Source organism: Pseudomonas lurida (assembly GCF_002563895.1).
GTDB lineage: Bacteria > Pseudomonadota > Gammaproteobacteria > Pseudomonadales > Pseudomonadaceae > Aquipseudomonas > Aquipseudomonas lurida.
Genome location: NZ_PDJB01000001.1, coordinates 5078172 through 5096719, shown reverse-complemented (window position 1 = coordinate 5096719; position 18548 = coordinate 5078172). Strand labels below are relative to the sequence as shown.

Annotated in this window: 15 protein-coding genes and 1 pseudogene; 4 read left to right on the top strand and 12 right to left on the bottom strand. The window is 61.7% G+C overall.

Annotated features, from left to right (window positions below; translation table 11 throughout):
• Nucleotides 1–10 precede the first annotated feature (10 nt).
• From ATH90_RS23150 to ATH90_RS23140, 3 genes are read left to right on the top strand one after another with little or no spacing between them, the layout of a single operon-like run.
• The gene (locus tag ATH90_RS23150; protein ID WP_034109200.1) at nt 11–691 is read left to right on the top strand and encodes a class I SAM-dependent methyltransferase; all 681 of its coding nucleotides are present in this window, start codon (nt 11–13) and stop codon (nt 689–691) included.
• Nucleotides 692–695: 4 nt separating this feature from the next.
• Nucleotides 696–1415, top strand: a complete 720-nt coding sequence (locus ATH90_RS23145; protein WP_034109199.1) for a lipopolysaccharide kinase InaA family protein — start codon at nt 696–698, stop codon at nt 1413–1415.
• Complete coding sequence (locus ATH90_RS23140) at nt 1412–1639, top strand: hypothetical protein (protein ID WP_034109198.1); 228 nt, start codon at nt 1412–1414, stop codon at nt 1637–1639. The genes ATH90_RS23145 and ATH90_RS23140 overlap by 4 nt, the downstream gene beginning before the upstream one ends.
• A 168-nt stretch (nt 1640–1807) precedes the next feature.
• Here the strand turns inward: ATH90_RS23140 and ATH90_RS23135 are convergent, their stop codons facing one another.
• The 5 genes from ATH90_RS23135 to ATH90_RS23115 all read right to left on the bottom strand — a co-directional run bounded on the left by ATH90_RS23135 (nt 1808) and on the right by ATH90_RS23115 (nt 9747).
• Nucleotides 1808–4843 (bottom strand): multidrug efflux RND transporter permease subunit, encoded by a 3036-nt coding sequence (locus tag ATH90_RS23135; protein WP_034109197.1) that lies wholly within the window; start codon nt 4841–4843, stop codon nt 1808–1810.
• A gap of 3 nt (nt 4844–4846) precedes the next feature.
• On the bottom strand, nt 4847–5977 hold the full coding sequence (locus tag ATH90_RS23130) for an efflux RND transporter periplasmic adaptor subunit (protein WP_098467321.1): 1131 nt from the start codon (nt 5975–5977) through the stop codon (nt 4847–4849).
• 146 nt (nt 5978–6123) lie between these two features.
• The gene (locus ATH90_RS23125; RefSeq protein ID WP_098467320.1) at nt 6124–7221 is read right to left on the bottom strand and encodes a DUF1513 domain-containing protein; all 1098 of its coding nucleotides are present in this window, start codon (nt 7219–7221) and stop codon (nt 6124–6126) included.
• 2 nt (nt 7222–7223) lie between these two features.
• Nucleotides 7224–8288, bottom strand: a complete 1065-nt coding sequence (locus ATH90_RS23120) for an imelysin family protein (RefSeq protein ID WP_034109194.1) — start codon at nt 8286–8288, stop codon at nt 7224–7226.
• Nucleotides 8289–8319: 31 nt separating this feature from the next.
• Entirely contained in the window at nt 8320–9747 is a 1428-nt protein-coding gene (locus ATH90_RS23115) for a di-heme oxidoreductase family protein (RefSeq protein WP_098467319.1), read from the bottom strand.
• A 140-nt stretch (nt 9748–9887) separates the two neighbouring features.
• On the opposite strand from ATH90_RS23115, the gene ATH90_RS23110 reads away from it, so the two are divergent.
• On the top strand, nt 9888–10451 hold the full coding sequence (locus ATH90_RS23110; RefSeq protein ID WP_034109192.1) for an NAD(P)H nitroreductase: 564 nt from the start codon (nt 9888–9890) through the stop codon (nt 10449–10451).
• Between the two features lie 135 nt (nt 10452–10586).
• On the opposite strand, the gene ATH90_RS30025 is transcribed toward ATH90_RS23110, so the two are convergent.
• The 7 genes and pseudogenes from ATH90_RS30025 to ATH90_RS23080 form a co-directional block, all read right to left on the bottom strand.
• On the bottom strand, nt 10587–11342 hold the full coding sequence (locus tag ATH90_RS30025) for a methyl-accepting chemotaxis protein (RefSeq protein ID WP_371919454.1): 756 nt from the start codon (nt 11340–11342) through the stop codon (nt 10587–10589).
• Between the two features lie 102 nt (nt 11343–11444).
• Nucleotides 11445–12584, bottom strand: a pseudogene (locus tag ATH90_RS30020) (methyl-accepting chemotaxis protein); the annotation flags it as partial.
• Nucleotides 12585–12864: 280 nt separating this feature from the next.
• Complete coding sequence (locus tag ATH90_RS23100) at nt 12865–13266, bottom strand: YbaN family protein (protein ID WP_034109190.1); 402 nt, start codon at nt 13264–13266, stop codon at nt 12865–12867.
• A gap of 156 nt (nt 13267–13422) precedes the next feature.
• Complete coding sequence (locus ATH90_RS23095; protein ID WP_069078246.1) at nt 13423–14031, bottom strand: biliverdin-producing heme oxygenase; 609 nt, start codon at nt 14029–14031, stop codon at nt 13423–13425.
• A 132-nt stretch (nt 14032–14163) separates the two neighbouring features.
• Nucleotides 14164–16728: a TonB-dependent receptor gene (locus tag ATH90_RS23090; protein WP_098467317.1), complete on the bottom strand. Its 2565-nt coding sequence runs from the start codon at nt 16726–16728 to the stop codon at nt 14164–14166.
• A gap of 115 nt (nt 16729–16843) precedes the next feature.
• Entirely contained in the window at nt 16844–17812 is a 969-nt protein-coding gene (locus ATH90_RS23085; RefSeq protein WP_069078248.1) for a FecR family protein, read from the bottom strand.
• A 74-nt stretch (nt 17813–17886) separates the two neighbouring features.
• On the bottom strand, nt 17887–18405 hold the full coding sequence (locus ATH90_RS23080; RefSeq protein ID WP_069078249.1) for an RNA polymerase sigma factor: 519 nt from the start codon (nt 18403–18405) through the stop codon (nt 17887–17889).
• Between the last annotated feature and the right edge of the window lie 143 nt (nt 18406–18548).

The following is an 18548-nucleotide window of genomic DNA, read 5'->3' as shown; positions in this document are numbered from 1 at the left end:
GAGATCAGTGATGTCTACCCCGATCAAACTTGAGTTTTCCGAAAAGTACGACGACGAGCACGCGCAAAATTATTTGCTCAAGCATCAGGACAATCTGGCTCGCCGGCTGTCCCACAAACGCGACGAGCAATTGGCGCGCGGCGCGCTGGCCATGGCGGGTGAGCCGGGGCTGGTGTTGGACTTGCCATGCGGTGCCGGTCGTTTCTGGCCGCTGCTGGCGGAAAAGCCCAACCGCGTGATTATCGGTGCCGACAATTCGGCGTCGATGTTGAAGGTCGCGACGATCGCGCAACCGGCGGACGTGGTGAAACGGGTACGGCCCTTGCAAACGTCTGCCTTCGATATCGATTTGCCAGATAACTCGGTCGACAGCATCTTTTGCATGCGCCTCATGCACCACATTGGTGATCCGGCGCACAGGCTGGCGATATTGCGGGAGTTTCAGCGTGTTACCCGCGACAGCGTGATCATTTCGCTGTGGGTAGATGGCAATTTCAAGGCCTGGAAACGCAAGCGCGCCGAAGTCAAACGTCGCAAAAGAGGTGAGCAGGAAGGTTACCAAAACCGGTTTGTGTTACCGGCTGCTACTGTTGAAGCAGAATTCGAGGAAGCCGGTTTTCGTGTTCAGGAGTCCCTGGACTTCATACCGCTCTACGCCATGTGGCGAGTGTATGTATTGCGCAAGAGGTAACAGGATGGCAGTTGAGTGCGTAGCAGGTAGTCACGTAGCTCCCGAAGAGCGATTTGATTATTTCTGGCGCCAGCAGGGCGAGTGGGTCGAGGAGCCCAACCGTCGGCGTGGTGGTGAAAGTGGCGTGCAACGGATAATGGGGCCCAATGGCCGCTTGCTCTACAGCAAGCGCCAGACCGGGCATATCTACCGCAGTTGGTTGCACCCCTTCGGTCGTCCCACTGTGCTGCGCGAACGCGATGCCATCAAAGGCCTGCGCCTGTTGGATGTGCGTGTTCCGGAAATGGTGTTTTGCGAGGCGCGCCGCGACCCCGAGCATCAGTGGAAGGCACTGTTGGTCACTGCCGCCCTTGATGGTTTCGATGAAATCGAAAACTGGTACGCCGCCGGTGGCCGCGAGCAGTACGGCGAGGGGGTGCACGAGCGTCTGCTCAAGGAGCTGGCCTCGACCTTGGCGCGGATGCACAAGGGCCGCTGGCAGCACGGCTGCCTGTACATCAAGCATATTTTCGTGCGGGTGACGGGTGAGGGTGATGCGGCCAACGTGGAAGTGGCGTTGCTGGATTTCGAGAAATGCCGTCAGCGCTTGACCGCTTATCGGGCCGCGTCCCATGACATGCTGCAATTGCGCCGCCATTCGTCGTGGAACGATACCGACTGGAAGAAACTCAGCTACTTTTACGAGACGGCGTTTGGCAGCGCTATCAAGGGTTTAACCAGATGAAGCTAGAAATAGCACGAGGTTTGTTCCTGGTCGGGGCGTTAGGCGTTGCAGCCTTGGCGCTGGCGGCCTGGGAACAGCCTCGCACACAGGTCCTCAGTGCAACGCAGGGTGGCGGGCAATGCCTGTTGCCGCGTGTTGCCAAGGCGAGTGTGGCGGCCAAGCCTGATCATGAGCTGTTGCTGTTCATGTTTGGCATGTCTCAAGGCATGAGGCCGCAGAGTTGAAACGATTCAAACCCAAATGAAAGGGCCTCGCAGTGCGAGGCCCTTTTTTTGCGCCCGGACATGGCGTTTTACGCGTGCATGCGAGGGGGCGCCGGGTTGTTGCTCGCGAACATGGATCCACCGGCATACGCGGCGTTTTCGTTAACGACCTCGCGACCAAGCTCGCGCCTACAGCGGAATGTGTTTGTCAGGCTTGGCCAGCAACGTATAAACACAGGGCAATACAAACAGGGTGAACAAGGTTCCAATCGACATGCCTGTTGCAATCACCATACCGATATCGAACCGGCTGACCGCGCCCGCGCCCGTCGCGAAAATTAGCGGTACCATGCCGAACACCATCGCTGCGGTCGTCATCAGCACCGGACGCAGGCGAATCGCCGCAGCTTCTTCCACCGCCTGGCGGGGCGTCAGGCCCTTGTCCTTGCGCAGCTGGTTGGCGAACTCCACGATCAGGATCCCGTGCTTGCTGATCAAGCCGATCAGCGTCACCAAACCAACCTGCGTGTAGATGTTCATGCTCGACCAACCCAGGAACAGCGGAATCAGCGCCCCACAGATCGACAACGGCACCGTCACCAGGATCACCAGTGGGTCACGGAAGCTCTCGAACTGCGCCGCCAGCACCAGGAAGATAATCGCCAGGGCCAGGCCAAACGTTACCCACAGCGCCGTGCCTTCCTGGATGAATTGCCGGGACGCGCCGCTGTAGTCGAACGCATAGCCAGGCGGGGTTTCTTCAAGGGCGATCTGGCGCACGGTGTCGATGGCCTCGCCCATGCTGACAATGGGAAACCCCGAGATCAGCGCCGAGTTGAGTTGCTGGAACTGGTTCAACTGCCGAGGGCGGGCGCGGTCTGTCACGGTTATCAGGGTCGAGAGTGGCAACAACTCCGCCTTGGCGTTTTTCACGTAGTAGTTGTTCAGCCACTCTGGGTTATCGCGGTAAGCACGCTCGACCTGGGCAATCACCTTGTAGCTGCGCCCGTCCAGGGTGAACCGGTTGATTTCTGCCTCCGCCAGCAAGGTTGCCAGGGTGCCGCCGAGGTCCTGCATCGACACGCCCATCTGCGCCGCCTTGGCGCGGTCGATGTCCACCACCACTTCGGGCTTGTCGAACGCCAGGTCGATATCGACGAAGGCAAACTTGCCCGACTCCATCGCGCGTTTTTTCACGCGATTGGCCACCTCGAGCAACGACTCATAATCGTTGGCCGTATTGATCACAAAGCCGAACGGCAACCCTTCACCCGTGCCTGGCAAGGAGGGCAGGTTGAAGCCGAACACCTGCAGGCCGGGAATCTGCTCCAGGCGCTTTTGCACCTCAGGCAGGATTTGCATCTGGGTGCGGTCGCGCTCGTTCCACGGCTTGAGCAGGAAACCGCCGATGCCCGATTGCACGCCGTTGAAACCGTTGATCTGGAACGACGAGTAGTACTCCGGAAACGCTTTGAAGATCTGGATGAACTCGTCGGTGTAGGTGTTGAGGTACTCCAGGTTGGTCGGCTGCGGTGCGCTGGCAATCATGAAGATGATGCCCTGGTCTTCGTCAGGCGCCAGCTGCGTCTGGGTGAACTTGAGGAACAGCGGGATCAGGCACAGCACGATCAGTGCAAACACGATCACCACGGGCCGCGTGTTCAGGGTGCCGTGGAGCATGCGCTGGTAGCGGCGCTTGAGGCTGTCGAACATCCGGTCGAGGCGGTGTGACAGGCCTGAAGGGTTTTCATCGTGGCGCAACAACACCGCGCACATCATCGGCGACAGCGTCAGGGCGACGATGCCGGAAATGATCACCGCCCCGGCCAGGGTCAGGGCGAACTCCTTGAACAAGGCACCGGTGAGCCCTTCGAGAAAACCAATCGGGGCATACACCGCCGCCAGGGTGACGGTCATCGACACCACCGGCAAGGCAATCTCCCGCGCGCCTTCCAGCGCCGCATCCAGGGGGGTCTTGCCTTCCTCGATATGCCGGTGGATGTTTTCCACCACCACGATGGCATCGTCCACCACCAGGCCGATGGCCAGGACCATCGCCAGCAGGGTCAGCAGATTGATCGAATAGCCCATCAACTGCATGAAAAACAGCACGCCGATCATCGACAGCGGGATGGTGATCACCGGAATCACCACCGAACGCAGGGCGCCGAGGAACAGGAAGACCACCACGATCACGATCAGCACCGCTTCAAACAGGGTCTTGACCACCTCGTTGATCGACGCCTGGATAAACAGCGTGGCGTCGTAGGCGATTTCTGCCTTGAGGTTGGGCGGCAGCTGGGACTCCAGTTCCGGCATGATCTTGCGCACTTCCTTGATCACATCCAGTGGGTTGGCACTGGGGGTGGCCTTGATGCCGATGTACACCGACGGCGTCCCACCAAACGAGCTGATGGCGTTGTAGTTCTCCGCGCCCATTTCGACCCGCGCCACGTCTTGCAGCAGCACGCGGCTGTCGCCATCGGTTTTGACGGTGATCGCGCCAAAGGCCTCTGCGGACTTGAGGTCGGTGTTGGCGTTGATGCTGGTGACCACGAACTCGCCCTTGACCTCGCCAGCGGCGGAAAGGAAGTTGTAGCGGCGCACGGCGTCGGTGATGTCGCTGGCGCTGAGGCCGAACCCCGCGAGTTTCACCGGGTCGAGCCAGATACGCATGGCGAATACCTGGTTGCCGAGGATTTCCGCTTCGGCCATGCCGGGCAGGGTGGCGAGCTTGGGTTGGATCACCCGAGACAGATAGTCGGTGATCTGCGGGTTGCTCAGTTGCTCGCTGGAAAAGCTGATGTACATCAGCGCCGAGGCGTCGGCAGCCTCTTTGCTCAGCACCGGGTCCTCGGCGTCTTGCGGCAGTTTGTTCTTCACCTCGTTGGCCTTGGCCAGCAGCTCGGTAAACAGCCGGTCGCTGTTGGCGCCAATGCGCGCGTAGATCGAGATCACCGAGAAGTTCTGGCGGCTCACCGAGGTCATGTAGTCGATGCCTTCGGCGCTGGCCAGGCTTTGCTGCAGGGGCTGGGTGATATAGCCCTGGATGGTCTCGGCATTCGCACCGGGGTAGGCGGTGGTCACCGTGATCAGGGCGTTTTCCATGCTCGGGTATTGGCGCAGCGGTAGCTTGCTGTAGGCCTGGAAGCCCAGCAGCACGATCAGCAGGCTGACCACCATGGCCAGCACCGGACGGCGGATGAACACGTCTGTGAACTTCATGGCTCAGTGCCCTGCCGGCAGGTTTTTGTCCGGGCTGATGGCAATGGGCGTGCCGTTGTCCAGTTTCAACTGGCCGGCGCTGACCACCTGCTCGCCGGCGTTCAAGCCTTTGGTCACCAGCACCAGGCCACCGCGTCGCTCACCCGTCTCGACGAATCGTCGTTCGGCGATCAGCACGGGTTTGCCACTGGCATCCTTTTCCACTTCACCGCCGTCGGTTTTTTTCTCGGCCACGGCGTACACCGAGTTGCCGTAGAGGGTGTAGGTAATCGCACCTTCGGGCACCACGATCTGCGGAGCGGGATTGGGCAGTAGCACATCCAGGCTCGTGAACATGCCGGGCAACAGCTTGCCATTCGGGTTGGCCAGGGTGGCGCGCACCAGCACATTGCGTGTGCTGTTCTCGACCTTGGGGTTGATCGCACTGACGCTGCCGGAAAATTGCTCGCCAGGGTAAGCCGAGACTTCTACCTGTACCGCCTGCCCGAGGGCGACCTTCGGCACCGCGTGCTCGGGAATGTAGAAGTCGACATAGAGGCTGCTGATGTCCTGCAAGGTGGCGATGACTGTGCCGCTGGCCAGGTAGTCACCCACGTCCACCTGGCGGATGCCGATGGTGCCGCTGAACGGCGCGACGATGTGTTTTTTCGCCAGCGAGGCCTTGAGCTGATTGACCGTGGCCTTGTTCTTTTGCAGTTGCGCGGAGAGGCGGTCGAACTCGCCTTTGGAGATGGCCTGGCTACCCACCAGTTGGCTGCCGCGACCGTAATCCAGTTGGGCCAGGCCCAGATCGGCCTGTGCGGTTTCCAGCAGGGCGCTCTCCACCGCGCTGTCGAGTTGCACCAGGGGCTGCCCGGCCCTGACCTTCTGGCCGGATTCGAACTGCACGTCCTTGACTGTGCCGGCCACCTCCAGGCTCAGGTTGACCCCTTGCAACGCCTTGAGCGTACCCACAGAAGGCAAGCGCAGTTGCCAGGGCTGCTCAGCCGCCGTCGCGACGGCCACGCTGACCGGCGGTTTGGGTGTAGAGAACACCTGAATCTGCTGATAGATGGAAAAGGCTTTATAGCCCCCCAGCAGCAGGACAATGAGCAGGACGACACCCAACATGATCAGCATGCGACGGCGCAGCATATTCCGATTCCTTGGAAAAACTGGGGCAGACGAAGACAGACAAGCCCGGAACATTACTCCGAGTGTAGTGGGGATTCCAGACGGTATTCCTGGCAGGCAACGGACCTGTAGGCGCCCTGCAAGCCGGACGCCTACAAGGCATCACGTCAGATCAGATGGAGATGGTTGTCCCAGAGCCCCGCGGGCAATTCCAACGGTTTTGCTACCAGTTGTTTCTGGCGGCAATCGTAGAAACGGCAACGACCCTGGCCCGACGTCACGACAAAGCCATCCTCTACGGCACCCACACCCGCACAGTCCGGCAGCGGCCCATCCAGGCGCAGCGCACCGCTGTCCATGTCCCAGATAAAGAAGCGGTTGCCCCGCGGTGCGGTGAGCGCCACCAGGCGCAGTTCACTGTGCACTGCAACGCTGGCGGTGTAGTGCCCCATGGCCTGCAACTGCTCATCGGCCACCGGGAAGGCCACGAACGGTTGTCCCGGCCGCTTGATCGCCAGCAATTCGGAACGCTCTTGGGACGGCCCCATGAACTGCTGCCCGGTGAGGATGGTGCCATCACTGGCAATCCCCATGTGGCGCACGCTGTTCATTTGCTGGCCGAGGGTTTCCTTGCTGATCAGGCTGCCGTCGCGGTGCATCAGCACCAGGCTCGGTTCCATGGCGTTGAGGTTCATCTCCACGCGGCTTTCGGCTTCGGTGCGAATGCCGCCGTTGGCCACCACCAGGGTTTCGCCATCGGGCATCCACGACACCTGGTGCGGGCCGATACCGTGGGTGGAGATTTCGCCGCTGTGCACCAGCCGCTCGCCTTGGAACCTGTACACGCCGAGCAGGCCACGGCCGGGGTCGGACGTGTCGTTTTCGGTGGCGTACAGCCAGTCGCCGCTCTTGTGAATGACCGCGTGGCCATAGAAGTGACGATTGGCATTGGAGGTGATGGTTTGTAGCAGCGCGCCATCACGCAGGTCGATCAGGTAACTCTCGGTGCCCGGGCGACGGGCGACAAACAGTGCGATCGGCAGTGTCGGGTGGTTGATGATGTCGTGGCAGCGCTGGCCGACCTGGGTGGCAAACACCTGCTTGCCATCCAGGCGAAAGCCCACGGCGTAGTGCTTGCCGTCCGCGTCATCCCGCGCCGACAGCAACAGCGGCCCCTTGTCTTTGCCTTTGAACAGCGTCCAGCCACCCAATGTGAGGGCGCTGAGCAGCACGCTACCAACCGCCAAAGCCTGTCGCCTGAGCATCATCAGTCACCGTCGTTGGCATTGAAGCCCAATTGGATGCCCAGCGCCTTGGCCAGTTCGCCTTCGTGCAGGCGGTGGACGACGTTGAGGCTGTCGTAGATATCGTTGAGCTGCTGGCGACCGGCGTCATCGGCCAGCAGTTCATTGAGGGTGCGCTGGTTGCTGGCGAACAGTTTCAGCGACGCGGCGTAGGCCGCGTCGATCTTGTCGGCCAACGGCTTCTGCTCGGACGGCAGCAGGCCACGCAGGCCTTTGTTGTCGACGCCGACCCACACGGTCTGGGCCGCTGCGAGGCTGGCCTCGAGGCTTTGCAGGGACGACTGGCTGCGCCACGCATCGGCCTGGAACGGTTGTGGAATGCCCTTGGTCTGGCGGCCCATCGGCGTGCCGAGTTTTTTCTTCAGGGTGTCCAGTGCGGTCACCTGGACGCGCAGCAGGTCGGCGATGGCTTCGTGGGAATCGGCGTAGCGCTGGTTTGGAAACTTGGTCATCTGCGCGAGCATGCCGTCGGTGCTGTTCCAACTGGCCAGGATCTCTTCGGCCAGGGCCTTCTGCCGGTCACCGATGGCCACCAACAGTGGGCAGTAACGGGCCTTCTGGGCGTCGTCGGCGAGGTCGGTCTTGGCGTCATAGAGGATGTATTCGTAGGCCGACAGGCCTTGCACCACCACGCTGGACTTGGCCAGGGCGGCGCCGTCGATCTGCGGCTGGGCGCTAACCAGTTGCTCGACCTGACGTCCTACCAGGTTCTTCTTGTCCGGCCAGAACTGTACCTGCCAGGCGCGGTTGCCCTCGGCCAGCGGCCCGATCAGCAGCGGTTGCAACTCGGCCCAGGCCTTTTGTGCGTGGAGGAAGTCGGCACGCGCGGTGTCCAGGCTTTCCTTGCCCTGGCAGTAGGCCAGGGCGCTGACGGCCAACTGGCGGTCAGCTTCGACCCAACGGCTGTAGGTCGGCAGGATCACTTGCTTGGCGATGGCCGCCGAGGTCACCGCTTGCGGGTCCTGGGGCGAGCAGGCACCGAGGGCGAGGGCGGCAAGGCTGGTGAACAACAACTTGGGACGGAACATGTCGAGCTCCCTTCTGTAATTGGGGCAAAGCTTATAAAGAATTCAGGAACGCCAGCAACTCAGCGCGCTGCTCGGCATTGAAGGACAACACATGCTGGCGCGCCGCGTGTGCTTCACCGCCGTGCCATAGCACGGCTTCGAGCAGGTTGCGGGCGCGGCCGTCATGCAGGAACTGGCTGTGGCCACTCACGGTTTGCGTCAGGCCGATGCCCCACAACGGCGGCGTGCGCCAGTCGCGGCCACCGGCCTTGAATTCGGTGCGGTTGTCGGCCAGGCCGTCGCCCATGTCGTGCAATAGCAGGTCGCTGTAGGGGCGGATGACCTGGTTGGCCAGTTCCGGTTCGGCGGCGTTGGCGGACGTGGTGAACGCCGGCGTGTGGCAACCCTGGCAGCCCGCTTGATAGAACAGGTTTTTCCCGGCCAGCACCTGCGGCGTATTGACGTCACGGCGTACCGGCACGGCCAGGTTACGCGTGTAGAACAGCACCAGGCGCAGGATATTGTCGCTGACTTCCTGCTCGCCATCGGCGCCGTTGCCGTTGGGGGCCTGTTTGCAGGCGACCTGGGCGTCGGTGCAGTCATCGAACGGTCTCAGGGTGGTGGTGAGGCCCATATCGCCAGAGAACGCGTGAACATTTTGTTGATTGAGGTTGGGCTGCCCGGCTTTCCAGCCAAAACGCCCCAGCACGGTTTTCTGCTGGGCGTCGTCCCAGACCCAGTTGGCGCGGCCGACGATGGCTTCTTTGTCGGCGGTCTTCGGGTCGGTGTTGCGCAGGATATCGGCGTCGCTGATGGCTTCGAGCAGGCCCAGGCCGATCATCGGCGGGGCGATGCGAGCCGAGAAACGGGTCTGCGGGTGCATCGGGCCGTAGCCCAATTGAGTGATCTGCAGGTCTGGCTTTCGCAACTCGACCACGGTGCCGTCCTTGAACGTGACGTTGACCGGCGTGTAGTCGACCCGCACCTTGCCTTCGGGTACGACGCCGGGCACCGCCATGTCTTGCAGTTGCCCGCCGTAGACGGGCTCGGGTACTACCCCAATCTGCTCGATGGCCTTGGCATACGCCGGTGCATCCGGAATCGACAGGCGCACCAGCATTGACACCGCATTGGTGGCGTCGGGCAGCGGCGGGTGCCCGCGGCCGTCCTTGATATGGCAGTTCTGACAAGCGTTGGTGTTGAACAGCGGGCCCAGGCCATCGCGCGCAGTGGTGGTGGACGGCGCAATCACCCAAGGGCTGCGAAAGAAACTGTTGCCGACGCTGAAGTCCAGGCGCCGGGTGGGCGACAGGTTCGCCGAGGGCAGGGAAAACGCGTTCTGGTCGCGCTTGTTTACCGTCGCAGCGCCGCCCGCCCGTGATTCACCCGGCTCAGCCTTGGTAAACCTTGGCGCGTCATCGCAGGCTGCCAGGCTCAAGGCCAGTAGCGCTGCGGACAGGCGAAGTAGTGAACGGAACATCGAGTTTCCTGAACCACGGCAGAAAATAGGGTCGCAAAGTCTAACAGGGCGGGGCTCAATGAATAAGAGCAATTATCGTTTGATGGCATCCCGATTCATTCCCGCTAGAATGACCGCACATTTTTTTCTGGAGGTGGCCAATGCAGGCTCTCGACGCTTTGCTCAACCGTGTTTCCGTGCCGCGCCTGCTGGAACCGGCACCGACCCAGGAGCAGCGCGACGTGCTGTTCGCCGCCGCGATGCGCGCGCCCGACCACGGCCAGTTGCGCCCTTGGCGTTTCCTGACGGTTGAAGGGGCTGCTCGCGAGCAGATGGGCACGCTGCTGGCCGAGGCCGCACGCCTGCAGGACGCCGACGCACCGCAAGCCGCCATCGACAAGGCCCAGAATGGCCCGTTGCGCGCGCCGCTGGTGGTGGTGGTGATTGCCCGCCTGCAAGAACACTTCAAGGTGCCCAAGTCCGAGCAACTGCTGGCTGCGGCGTGCGCGGCCCACGGCATCCTGCTGGCGGCGTATGCCCAAGGGATTGGTGCGGTGTGGCGCACTGGCGAATTGTCCTACTCGGCCCACGTTGCCAAAGGCCTGGGGCTGGCGGCGGATGAGGAAGTGATTGGCTTCCTTTACCTGGGAACGCCGCAGAACCCGCCGCGTACCGCCGCTAAAGAAGACCTGACGCAGTTTGTCAGCGCCTGGACCGGTCTCTAGACCAGCGCCAGCCTGCTCTCCGTGGGAGCTGGCTTGCCTGCGATAGCATCGACTCGGTACTTTTAGGTACACCGGCTTGCCTGCATCGCAGGCAAGCCCGGCTCGCACATGGATCTCAGTGGTTTTGCAACCGAGTCAGACCCTGAACTGATCCATCAGCTTCATCTGCTGGCTGGCCAGGGCATTGAGTTGGCTGCTGATGGCCGCCGACTCGGTGGCTTGGCCGGTGAGGGTTTCGGTCACGGTGCGGATCGCCGAGACATTGCGGTTGACCTCTTCGGCCACGGCGCTCTGTTGTTCGGCGGCGCTGGCGATCTGCAGGTTCATGTCGCTGATCACGGTGACGGCATCGCTGATCTTGCCCAGGGCTTGCACTGCCTGATGGATCTGCCCGGCATTGCTCTGGGCCTGGTTCTGGCTCGAATGCATGGTGGCAACCACGCCACGGGTGCCACTCTGGATGCGTTCGATCACCACGCGGATCTCTTCCACGGAGTCCTGGGTGCGTTTGGCCAAGTTGCGCACTTCGTCGGCCACTACCGCAAACCCACGGCCGCTTTCCCCGGCGCGCGCCGCTTCGATGGCGGCGTTGAGTGCCAACAGGTTGGTCTGCTCGGCGATGCTGCGAATCACCTCCAGCACTGAGCCAATCTGCTCGCTGTTGACCGCCAGGGCTTCGACTTCGCCCACGGCCTTGCTGACTTCTTCGGCCAGGGAGGTGATATCGCGGGTGCTCTGCTCAATGATCGACATACCTTCACGCGCCGACTGATCGGCGCCGCGTGCCGCGCTGGCGGCATTCGAGGCGCTGTTGGCCACGTCGTGGGCGGTGGCGCTCATTTCATTGGACGCGGTGGCCACTTGGTCGATCTCGCGGAACTGCACCTGCATGCCTTCGCTGGTCTGGCGCGCGATGGCGGAGGACTGGTCAGCGGTGCCACGGGCTTCGGTGATGCTTTGCTTGATCTGCGCGATGGTCGGTTGCAACTTGTCGAGGAAGCGGTTGAACCAGTTCACCAGTTCGCCCAGCTCGTCCTTCTTCGCGTACGCCAAGCGCTGGGTGAGGTCGCCGTCACCGCTGGCGATGTCCTTGAGCATGGCGGCCACGCTGTTGATCGGCCGGGTGACGCCGGTGGCGGTGAGCCAGATCAGCAGCAAGCCGAGCAGGCCGGCGGCAGCGGCCACCAGCAGCGTCTTGAGGGTGCCGGCTGCCTGCGCATCGTCGAGTACCGCGTGCAGTTTGACGTTGTCGGCGAGCATCACCGCTTTGGGCAGCATGATCACCACGCCCCAGGATTTGGCGTCGGCAATCGGCTTGACCGGGTACACCGCGCGAATGGTGCCGTCCTGTTCGCGGATCATGCGGTTGTCGCTCGCCAGCCGCTGCACGATTTCCTTGCCTTCGGCACCGAGGGTGTCGATCAGGTTCTTGCCGACCTTGGCCGGTTCACCGCTGTAGGCGGCAATCAGCCCGGTGCTGGAAAGAATCTCCAGGTGCGCGGCGCCATTGAACAGATCTCTCTGTGCGGCGTCGGTGCTGGCTTGCAAGGCGTTGAGAGCGATGTCGACACCCACCACGCCAATGACGTTACCGTCCACGATCAGCGGCAGCGAGATGGTGGTCATCAGTACGGGTTTACCGGCTACGGTGTCTTCGTACGGGTCCAGCAGGCAAGTGTTGCGGGTGTCGCGTGGGCAGGTGTACCAGATGTTGTAGGGCGTGCCGCTGAGGTTGAGGGTGGTCTTGGTCAGGTCGTCCTCGACCATGATGGTGTTCAGGCCTTCGCCACCGGCACGGCTCCAGTAGCTGGAGAAACGGCCCTTCTCGTTGGAGACGCGGGCCTTGTCATCGATGAATTCGCTGTCCTTGCCATCCAGGCCATTGGGCTCGAATGAGAGCCAGATACCCAGCACCTTGTTGTTGCGTTCGAAGGCCGTTTTCAGGCTCTGGTTGAGTGCTTCGCGCAGTGCGCCGGGTTCCAGCCCGCGTTGTGCCGCGAGCTTGCGCAGGTCCTTGATCTGGTCGGCCAGGGCAGTCACGGCCACCAGGCTGTCGCCAAAGGTTTTCTGCAACTGCACTGCTTGCTCGGCAGCCTTGGCCTGGAGCAGTTGCTCCACGCTGGCGGTGAGCATGCGCGAGCTGGCGTCGCTCACCAGGCGATCATTCTGGTTGGTGTTGTAGATATTGATGCTGACGACCAGCGCAATCACCCCCAGCAGGCAAAGGCCGGACAACAGCACGATTTTCAAGCGGATGGAGAGGGTGTCGAACATAGGTTCACTCGCGAATGGACGTGTTGGATGGCACGCAGTGCAGGCCAAGTCCATTCAGCGCTCTGTCTGAAACATCGGCGTCACAAATCAATTCATGAGAAACAGTCGATGAGCGGTAGGAAAAAGCCTACACGCAGCGCTATATGGGCTGTGCGAGCCGCTCCGGGCGTGACCAGATCCACAGGTTGCCCAGGCTCATACCGGCAATTGCCAGGTAGATCGGCCAGCCGTGATCGAGCATCACCAGCATGAGAAAGGCGCACAGCAGCATGCTCACGGTGGCGCTGACCTTGGCCCGGCGCGCGATGATTTTGCCGTTGCGCCAATTGAACAGGATCGGCCCGAACAGCCGATGGTTTTCCAGCCAGGCGCTGAGGCGCGGCGAGCTTTTGGTGGCGGCCCAGGCGGCGAGGAGGATGAATTCGGTGGTGGGCAAACCCGGCACGACAATCGCCACCAACCCGATGCCCAGGCTGACGTAGGCCAGCAGGCCGAAGAGGATCCGGGCGATTTTCGAGGTGGATTGGGTTTTGCCGGTCATGTGCAGGGATATCACAGAAAATCAATATGAAATGAGATCTGAGTGTGGGAGCGGGCTTGCTCGCGAATGCGGTGGATCAGTCAGAGATGTGTTGGCTGACACACTGCATTCGCGAGCAAGCCCGCTCCCACATGGTCATCGCATTCCAACCAAGGGTCAGGCCAGTTCAGGGGCCGTAGCGTACGCCTGTTCCAGCAATACGGTGAAGCGCACGAACGCGTCGATGGCGCCTTTTTCCACTGCGGCTTCTTCTTCGGGGCTGAATTCCAGCGCATCCAGGGTGCGGGTGAAGCTTTTCCAGCCCTCGGCACGACCACCGGCCGGCTCACCCAGGTGACGGGCACCGAAGGTTTCGCTCAGGCCCAGGCCCACGGCACGCTTGATCAGGAATGCGGCGCCCAGCTTGGAGCCTTCGGACACGAACAGCCAGCCCAGGGCTTCGGCCTTGCTTGGGTTCTTCACGGCACCGGCGACCGGCGCAGGCACTTCAGTGTCCAGATCGCCCAGGTCCAGCCTGGCGGCTTCAGCGCGGCAGCGCTCGGCCAGGTCCGGCACGATCTTGATCAGTTCAGCATCGTTGTAAAGCGCTACCAGTTCTGACTGGAACAGGTACTGCGCCACCACGAAACGGGCGAAATTGGCCTGGGTTTCAAACGGGGCGTGGGCCTTGACCAGGGCGTCGAGCTTGGTGTGTGGCTCGTTGGTAATCTGGTTCAGGCGCTGGGAGCGCAGGCTTGCACGTTCTGCGGTAGGGGAAGCGGTCATGAAAAAGTCCTTGAGAAGGGAAGCGCCTTGGTGCCCGAAAGAGAGCTGTTATCAACTAGACGAACAAGAAGACGCGGCACAGTAAAAAATCCTCACCTCGTCGATGAAATTCGACGAGGTGAGTGGGCGTCGTCAAATGTCCCAGATCACGTTGATCGCAAAGTTGCGACCGGGTTGGGTCAGGCGGTCAAGGTTGGCCGGGGAGGTCACACCGGCTTCCCCGACGCCGTCGTAGCTGCGCACGTCATCCCAGTTCCAGTACTTCTTGTCGGTGAGGTTGTAGAGGCCGCCATTGACGGTCACGTCGTTGGTGACCTTGTAGAAGGCGGTCAGGTCGAGGACGCCGAAGCCTGGGGTCTTGAAGGGGGCAGTGGTGCTGCCATCAGGCGCGTGGAACGTGGTGCTGTCGACGCGATTCTGCTTCTTCACCAGGGTCCAGCTCAGCAGGCCACCGTAGTGGTCCTGGTCGTAGCCCAGGCCGAATACGCCCTTGAGCGGGTTGACGCTGTTGAGCGGTTCGCCATTGTCGTCGTTGCGGCCGTAGGTGTAGCCAACCGAACCCTGGGTGTACAGGCCTTGCGGGGCGCCGAACGCGTCGAGGTTCAGGCGCCCCTTGGCTTCGATCCCCTTGATGGTGGCGTGCTTGATGTTGTTGGCTTCGAATTGCTGTGCGGTACCGCCGGCGACGGCGGCGTCCTCGTCGATGAAGTCGCGGTATTTGTTGTAGAACACGGCGATATCAAACGAGCCAGACTCGAAGTGGCCGCGAATCCCGGTCTCCACGCCTTTGCTGCTTTCCGGCTTGAGATCCGGGTTGGGCTCGACGGTGTAGCCCTGCTGCAGGTTTTCAAAGCGGCCGTACAAGGCTTTGGCGGAAGGCGTGCGGAAGCCTTCAGCGTATTGGCCAAACCAGGTGTATTGGTCGGACAGCGCATAGGTCAGGCCGAATTTTGGCGTGACGCGGTGCCAGGTCTTTTCCTTGTCGCTGTGGGCGTAGATCCGTGTCGGATCAACGGTGTTGAGGAACTCTTCAGTCAACTTGGGCTTGAGTTGGGTGTAGTCGTAGCGAACGGCGGGCAGGAAGGTCCATTTGTCCCAGGTGATCTGGTCCTGCGCGAACAGCGAGTAAGTGTTGATGGTCGGGTCCGGGAAATCGCTGGCCTTCTTCACGCTGTCGCTGGCCGTCGGGCTGGGTGCGCCGATGGCCGTGCAACCGCCGCCGACAGCCAGGCAAGTGGCGGAGCCTTCGCGCGAGCCGGTGACTTTCTGCTGCTTGAGGGTGGTGCCATAAGTGACTTGGTGGTCGGTGTCACCGATGCTGAAGGCCTTATCCAACTGGGCATCGAAGACCCATTGTTTTTCTTCGTAAAGGGTTTCGCGCGTGCGCAAGACACGCCGCGACGGCTGGTAGATTTCGGCGGTGGACTGGTCGGTCTTGGCGATCTGGTAATTGAGGCTGGTCTTGATCTGATCGGCAATTGGCGAGTCCAGGGCGAAGCGGTTTTCGATACCAAAACGCTCGCGGGTGATGGTGTCGTTGCCCGACCGCGCACGGTAGAAGTTGAAGCCGCGCCCGCCGGTGAACGGACCACCCACGGCATTCTTGAGATTGACGTCGCGATCGTCCTTGTACTTCTCGTAGGTCAGGCCCAAGCGATTGTCATCGCCATAATTCCAACCCAGCTTGGCCAGCACGTTGGTCGTGCGCGCATCCTCGGGGTTGGCACCGGTGCGCGCCAAGCCCGTGGCGTTGTTGCCATCGTAGGATTCCATTTCATGGCCGTTGCGCTGGCTCAGGTGCAGCAAGCCGTCGAGGTCCTGCACGCGCCCAGCGACGGTGCCGGAGGTCAGCCAGCTGTCGTCGGCGGAGCTGTATCCGGTTTTCAGGCGGGCACCGAAGTCCTGGCCGGGCTTGATGATGTCCTCGGGGTCGAGGGTGAAGTAGCTGACGGCGCCGCCGATGGCGCTGCTGCCGTACAGGGCCGAAGCCGGGCCGCGCAGGATCTCCACGCGCTTGACGATTTCCGGGTCGACGTAGTTGCGACGGGTCTTGGCGTAGGGGCCGTTGAAGAAGTTGTCCGGCACTTCCACGCCATCGACCTGGGTGAGGATGCGGTCGCCGTCGATGCCGCGAATGTTGTAGCCCGAATTGCTCGAGCGGCCACCGGCACCGCCGACCGAGACGTTGGGTTCATAACGCACCAGTTCACGGATGGTATTCACGTTCTGGCGGTCCAGTTCCTCGCGCTCCTGCACGGTCACGGTGCTCGGTACGCTGCTGATGTTCTGCTCGTTGCGGGTGGCGCTGATGGTCACCTGCTGCAGGTTGAGGGTGCCGCCCGACGCGCGTCTTTCCAGCACGATGTTGTTATTGCCCAGTTTGCGGTAGCTCAGGTTGGTCCCCACCAACAGCCGGTCCAGGGCCTTTTCCGGCGACAGCGGCCCGCGTGCGCCAGGGGACGACACACCCTGGCCGAGTTCCGCCGGCAGGCCGACCTGCCAGCCGGTCACGGCGGTAAAGGCGTTCAGCGCAGAGACCAGCGGTTGCTGTTCGATGCTGAAGTTGTAGTTGCCGTGGCTGCGTGCGGCAGGTTCGGCGGCGGTGGCCGTCATCACGGGCGCACCCGCCAGCAGGATGGCTGCAGTCAGCAAGGACAGGACGGGCGAAGAGGACCGGCGGTTGAAACAAGAGGACATCGAGAGCGCTCCGGGGTACGAATCTTATAGTTGCGAACCGAGACAAATAGGAATCAGTTGCATTGGCTAAGACGAGACGTACCACCGTCGGCTATCGAGTAAAAATAATTCTCATTTAGTTCAAGATCACCAGCGCCGGGTATTCCGACAGCTTGGCCGAGGTGATGTGAGCCAGTGAACGCACGACGTCCAAGGGCTGGTCGAGGCGGTAATTGCCGGTGACCGCGACGCTGGCGAGTTGGTCGTTGGTGTTGACGATCCAGCCCGGGTAATAGCGGCGCAATTCGGCGAGCACCTCGCTCATCGGGCAGTTTTCGAAGATCAGCCGACCCTGCACCCAGGCCAAATCTTTGTTGGCGTCCAGCTTGGCGGGTTGGCCGAAACCCTTGGGCCCGATGCGGATACTTTCACCGGCCGTCAGGCGCACGCGGGCATCGTCGAAGGTATTGCTCAGGTCCACATCGCCGCGCTGTACTTGTACCTGTGCTTCGCCATTGAGGTAGCGCACGGCGAAGGCAGTATCGCGCACGCTGGCGCGGACGGGGCCGGCATCGATCTCCAGGGGCGCGCCATGGCTGGGCACGATGTCGAAGAACGCCTCGCCCTGGTACAGGCGTGCGATGCGCTGGTGGTCCTTGATGCTGCTGGAAAACGCCGAGTTGGTGTTGAGCAACACCTTGGAGCCGTCGTCCAATTGCAGGCGCTGGCGTTCACCGACCACGGTGAGGTGATCGGCTTGCAGGCGTACTGGCAGGTTGCTGAAGCTGAACAGGCCGATCAACAACACGGCGGCGGTGGCCAGTGGTTTCCAATGCGGTTTGATCCGGTGCCAGGCGCTGGGTTTGCGCGGCGCGGCCAGTGCGACGGCGGCGCTGTGTACGGGCGCGCCGCCCCAGGCGGCCTGGGCCTTGCCGAAGGCGTGGACGTGGGCGGGGTCGCTGGCCAACCAGGCTTCGAATTCGGCCTGCTGTCCGGGCTGCGGGCACTGCAAGACGATCAGCCAGTCGAGGGCTTGGTCCATAGCCGTGTCTTGCAACACCTCATGAGCGAGCTCATGGGGGCGCAGTTTATTCGGGTCCGTCACGGTGTTCCTCGGGTCTTCGCCACGTTCTATTCAACTTTCCTACAGCTTGGGTCGACGTTTCTGCCGGGTGAAGCTTAAGGCCGATCCAGCCGTTCGGCCACACCTACACAGATGGCCATGATCAATTTCAGTTCCTTTTGCACGGTACTCAAGGACACAGACAGCTGATCGGCGATCTCCTGGTAACTGCAACCGTGCAGGCGGCTGAGAATGAAAATCTGCTGTTGGCGGGCGCTCAACTGGCCGAGGCTGACACTCAGGGCCTCAAGCATTTGCTCGGCCTGGGTGGCGTCTTCGGGTGTGCTGATGGGGGCGGCAACGCTTTGCAGGACGTCCAGTGGAACATCTTCCTGCAACGTGCGGGCCTGGATGCGACGCGCGCGCAGATGATCCAGCGCGAGGTTGCGCGCGGTTTGATAGACGAACGGTTCAAGGTGATCGATCGGCCGCTCACTGAGGGCCCGGGTGACGCGCAGGTAGGTTTCCTGCAACAGGTCCTCGGCGGTGCTGTGGTTGTTCACCATCCGCTGCAAGGTGCGAAGCAAAATCACCCGTTGGGTGAGAAAGACGTGGTTGAAGCGAGATTGGCTCACAGTGATACCAGACCGATTTGCAGTTAATGATAATGCTTATCATCAACTCAAATGGCAAGTGGCACTTTGAGCTGTTTTGCACAGGACAAATGTGGGAGCGGGCTTGCTCGCGAATGCATCACCTCGGTATTCAGATGAACCGA

Coding starts and splice junctions, on each gene's coding strand:
- ATH90_RS23150 (WP_034109200.1), top strand. CDS start 11: ATGTCTACCCCGATCAAACTTGAGTTTTCCGAAAAGTACGACGACGAG.
- ATH90_RS23145 (WP_034109199.1), top strand. CDS start 696: ATGGCAGTTGAGTGCGTAGCAGGTAGTCACGTAGCTCCCGAAGAGCGA.
- ATH90_RS23140 (WP_034109198.1), top strand. CDS start 1,412: ATGAAGCTAGAAATAGCACGAGGTTTGTTCCTGGTCGGGGCGTTAGGC.
- ATH90_RS23135 (WP_034109197.1), bottom strand. CDS start 4,843: ATGAAGTTCACAGACGTGTTCATCCGCCGTCCGGTGCTGGCCATGGTG.
- ATH90_RS23130 (WP_098467321.1), bottom strand. CDS start 5,977: ATGCTGCGCCGTCGCATGCTGATCATGTTGGGTGTCGTCCTGCTCATT.
- ATH90_RS23125 (WP_098467320.1), bottom strand. CDS start 7,221: ATGCTCAGGCGACAGGCTTTGGCGGTTGGTAGCGTGCTGCTCAGCGCC.
- ATH90_RS23120 (WP_034109194.1), bottom strand. CDS start 8,288: ATGTTCCGTCCCAAGTTGTTGTTCACCAGCCTTGCCGCCCTCGCCCTC.
- ATH90_RS23115 (WP_098467319.1), bottom strand. CDS start 9,747: ATGTTCCGTTCACTACTTCGCCTGTCCGCAGCGCTACTGGCCTTGAGC.
- ATH90_RS23110 (WP_034109192.1), top strand. CDS start 9,888: ATGCAGGCTCTCGACGCTTTGCTCAACCGTGTTTCCGTGCCGCGCCTG.
- ATH90_RS30025 (WP_371919454.1), bottom strand. CDS start 11,342: ATGCAGGTGCAGTTCCGCGAGATCGACCAAGTGGCCACCGCGTCCAAT.
- ATH90_RS23100 (WP_034109190.1), bottom strand. CDS start 13,266: ATGACCGGCAAAACCCAATCCACCTCGAAAATCGCCCGGATCCTCTTC.
- ATH90_RS23095 (WP_069078246.1), bottom strand. CDS start 14,031: ATGACCGCTTCCCCTACCGCAGAACGTGCAAGCCTGCGCTCCCAGCGC.
- ATH90_RS23090 (WP_098467317.1), bottom strand. CDS start 16,728: ATGTCCTCTTGTTTCAACCGCCGGTCCTCTTCGCCCGTCCTGTCCTTG.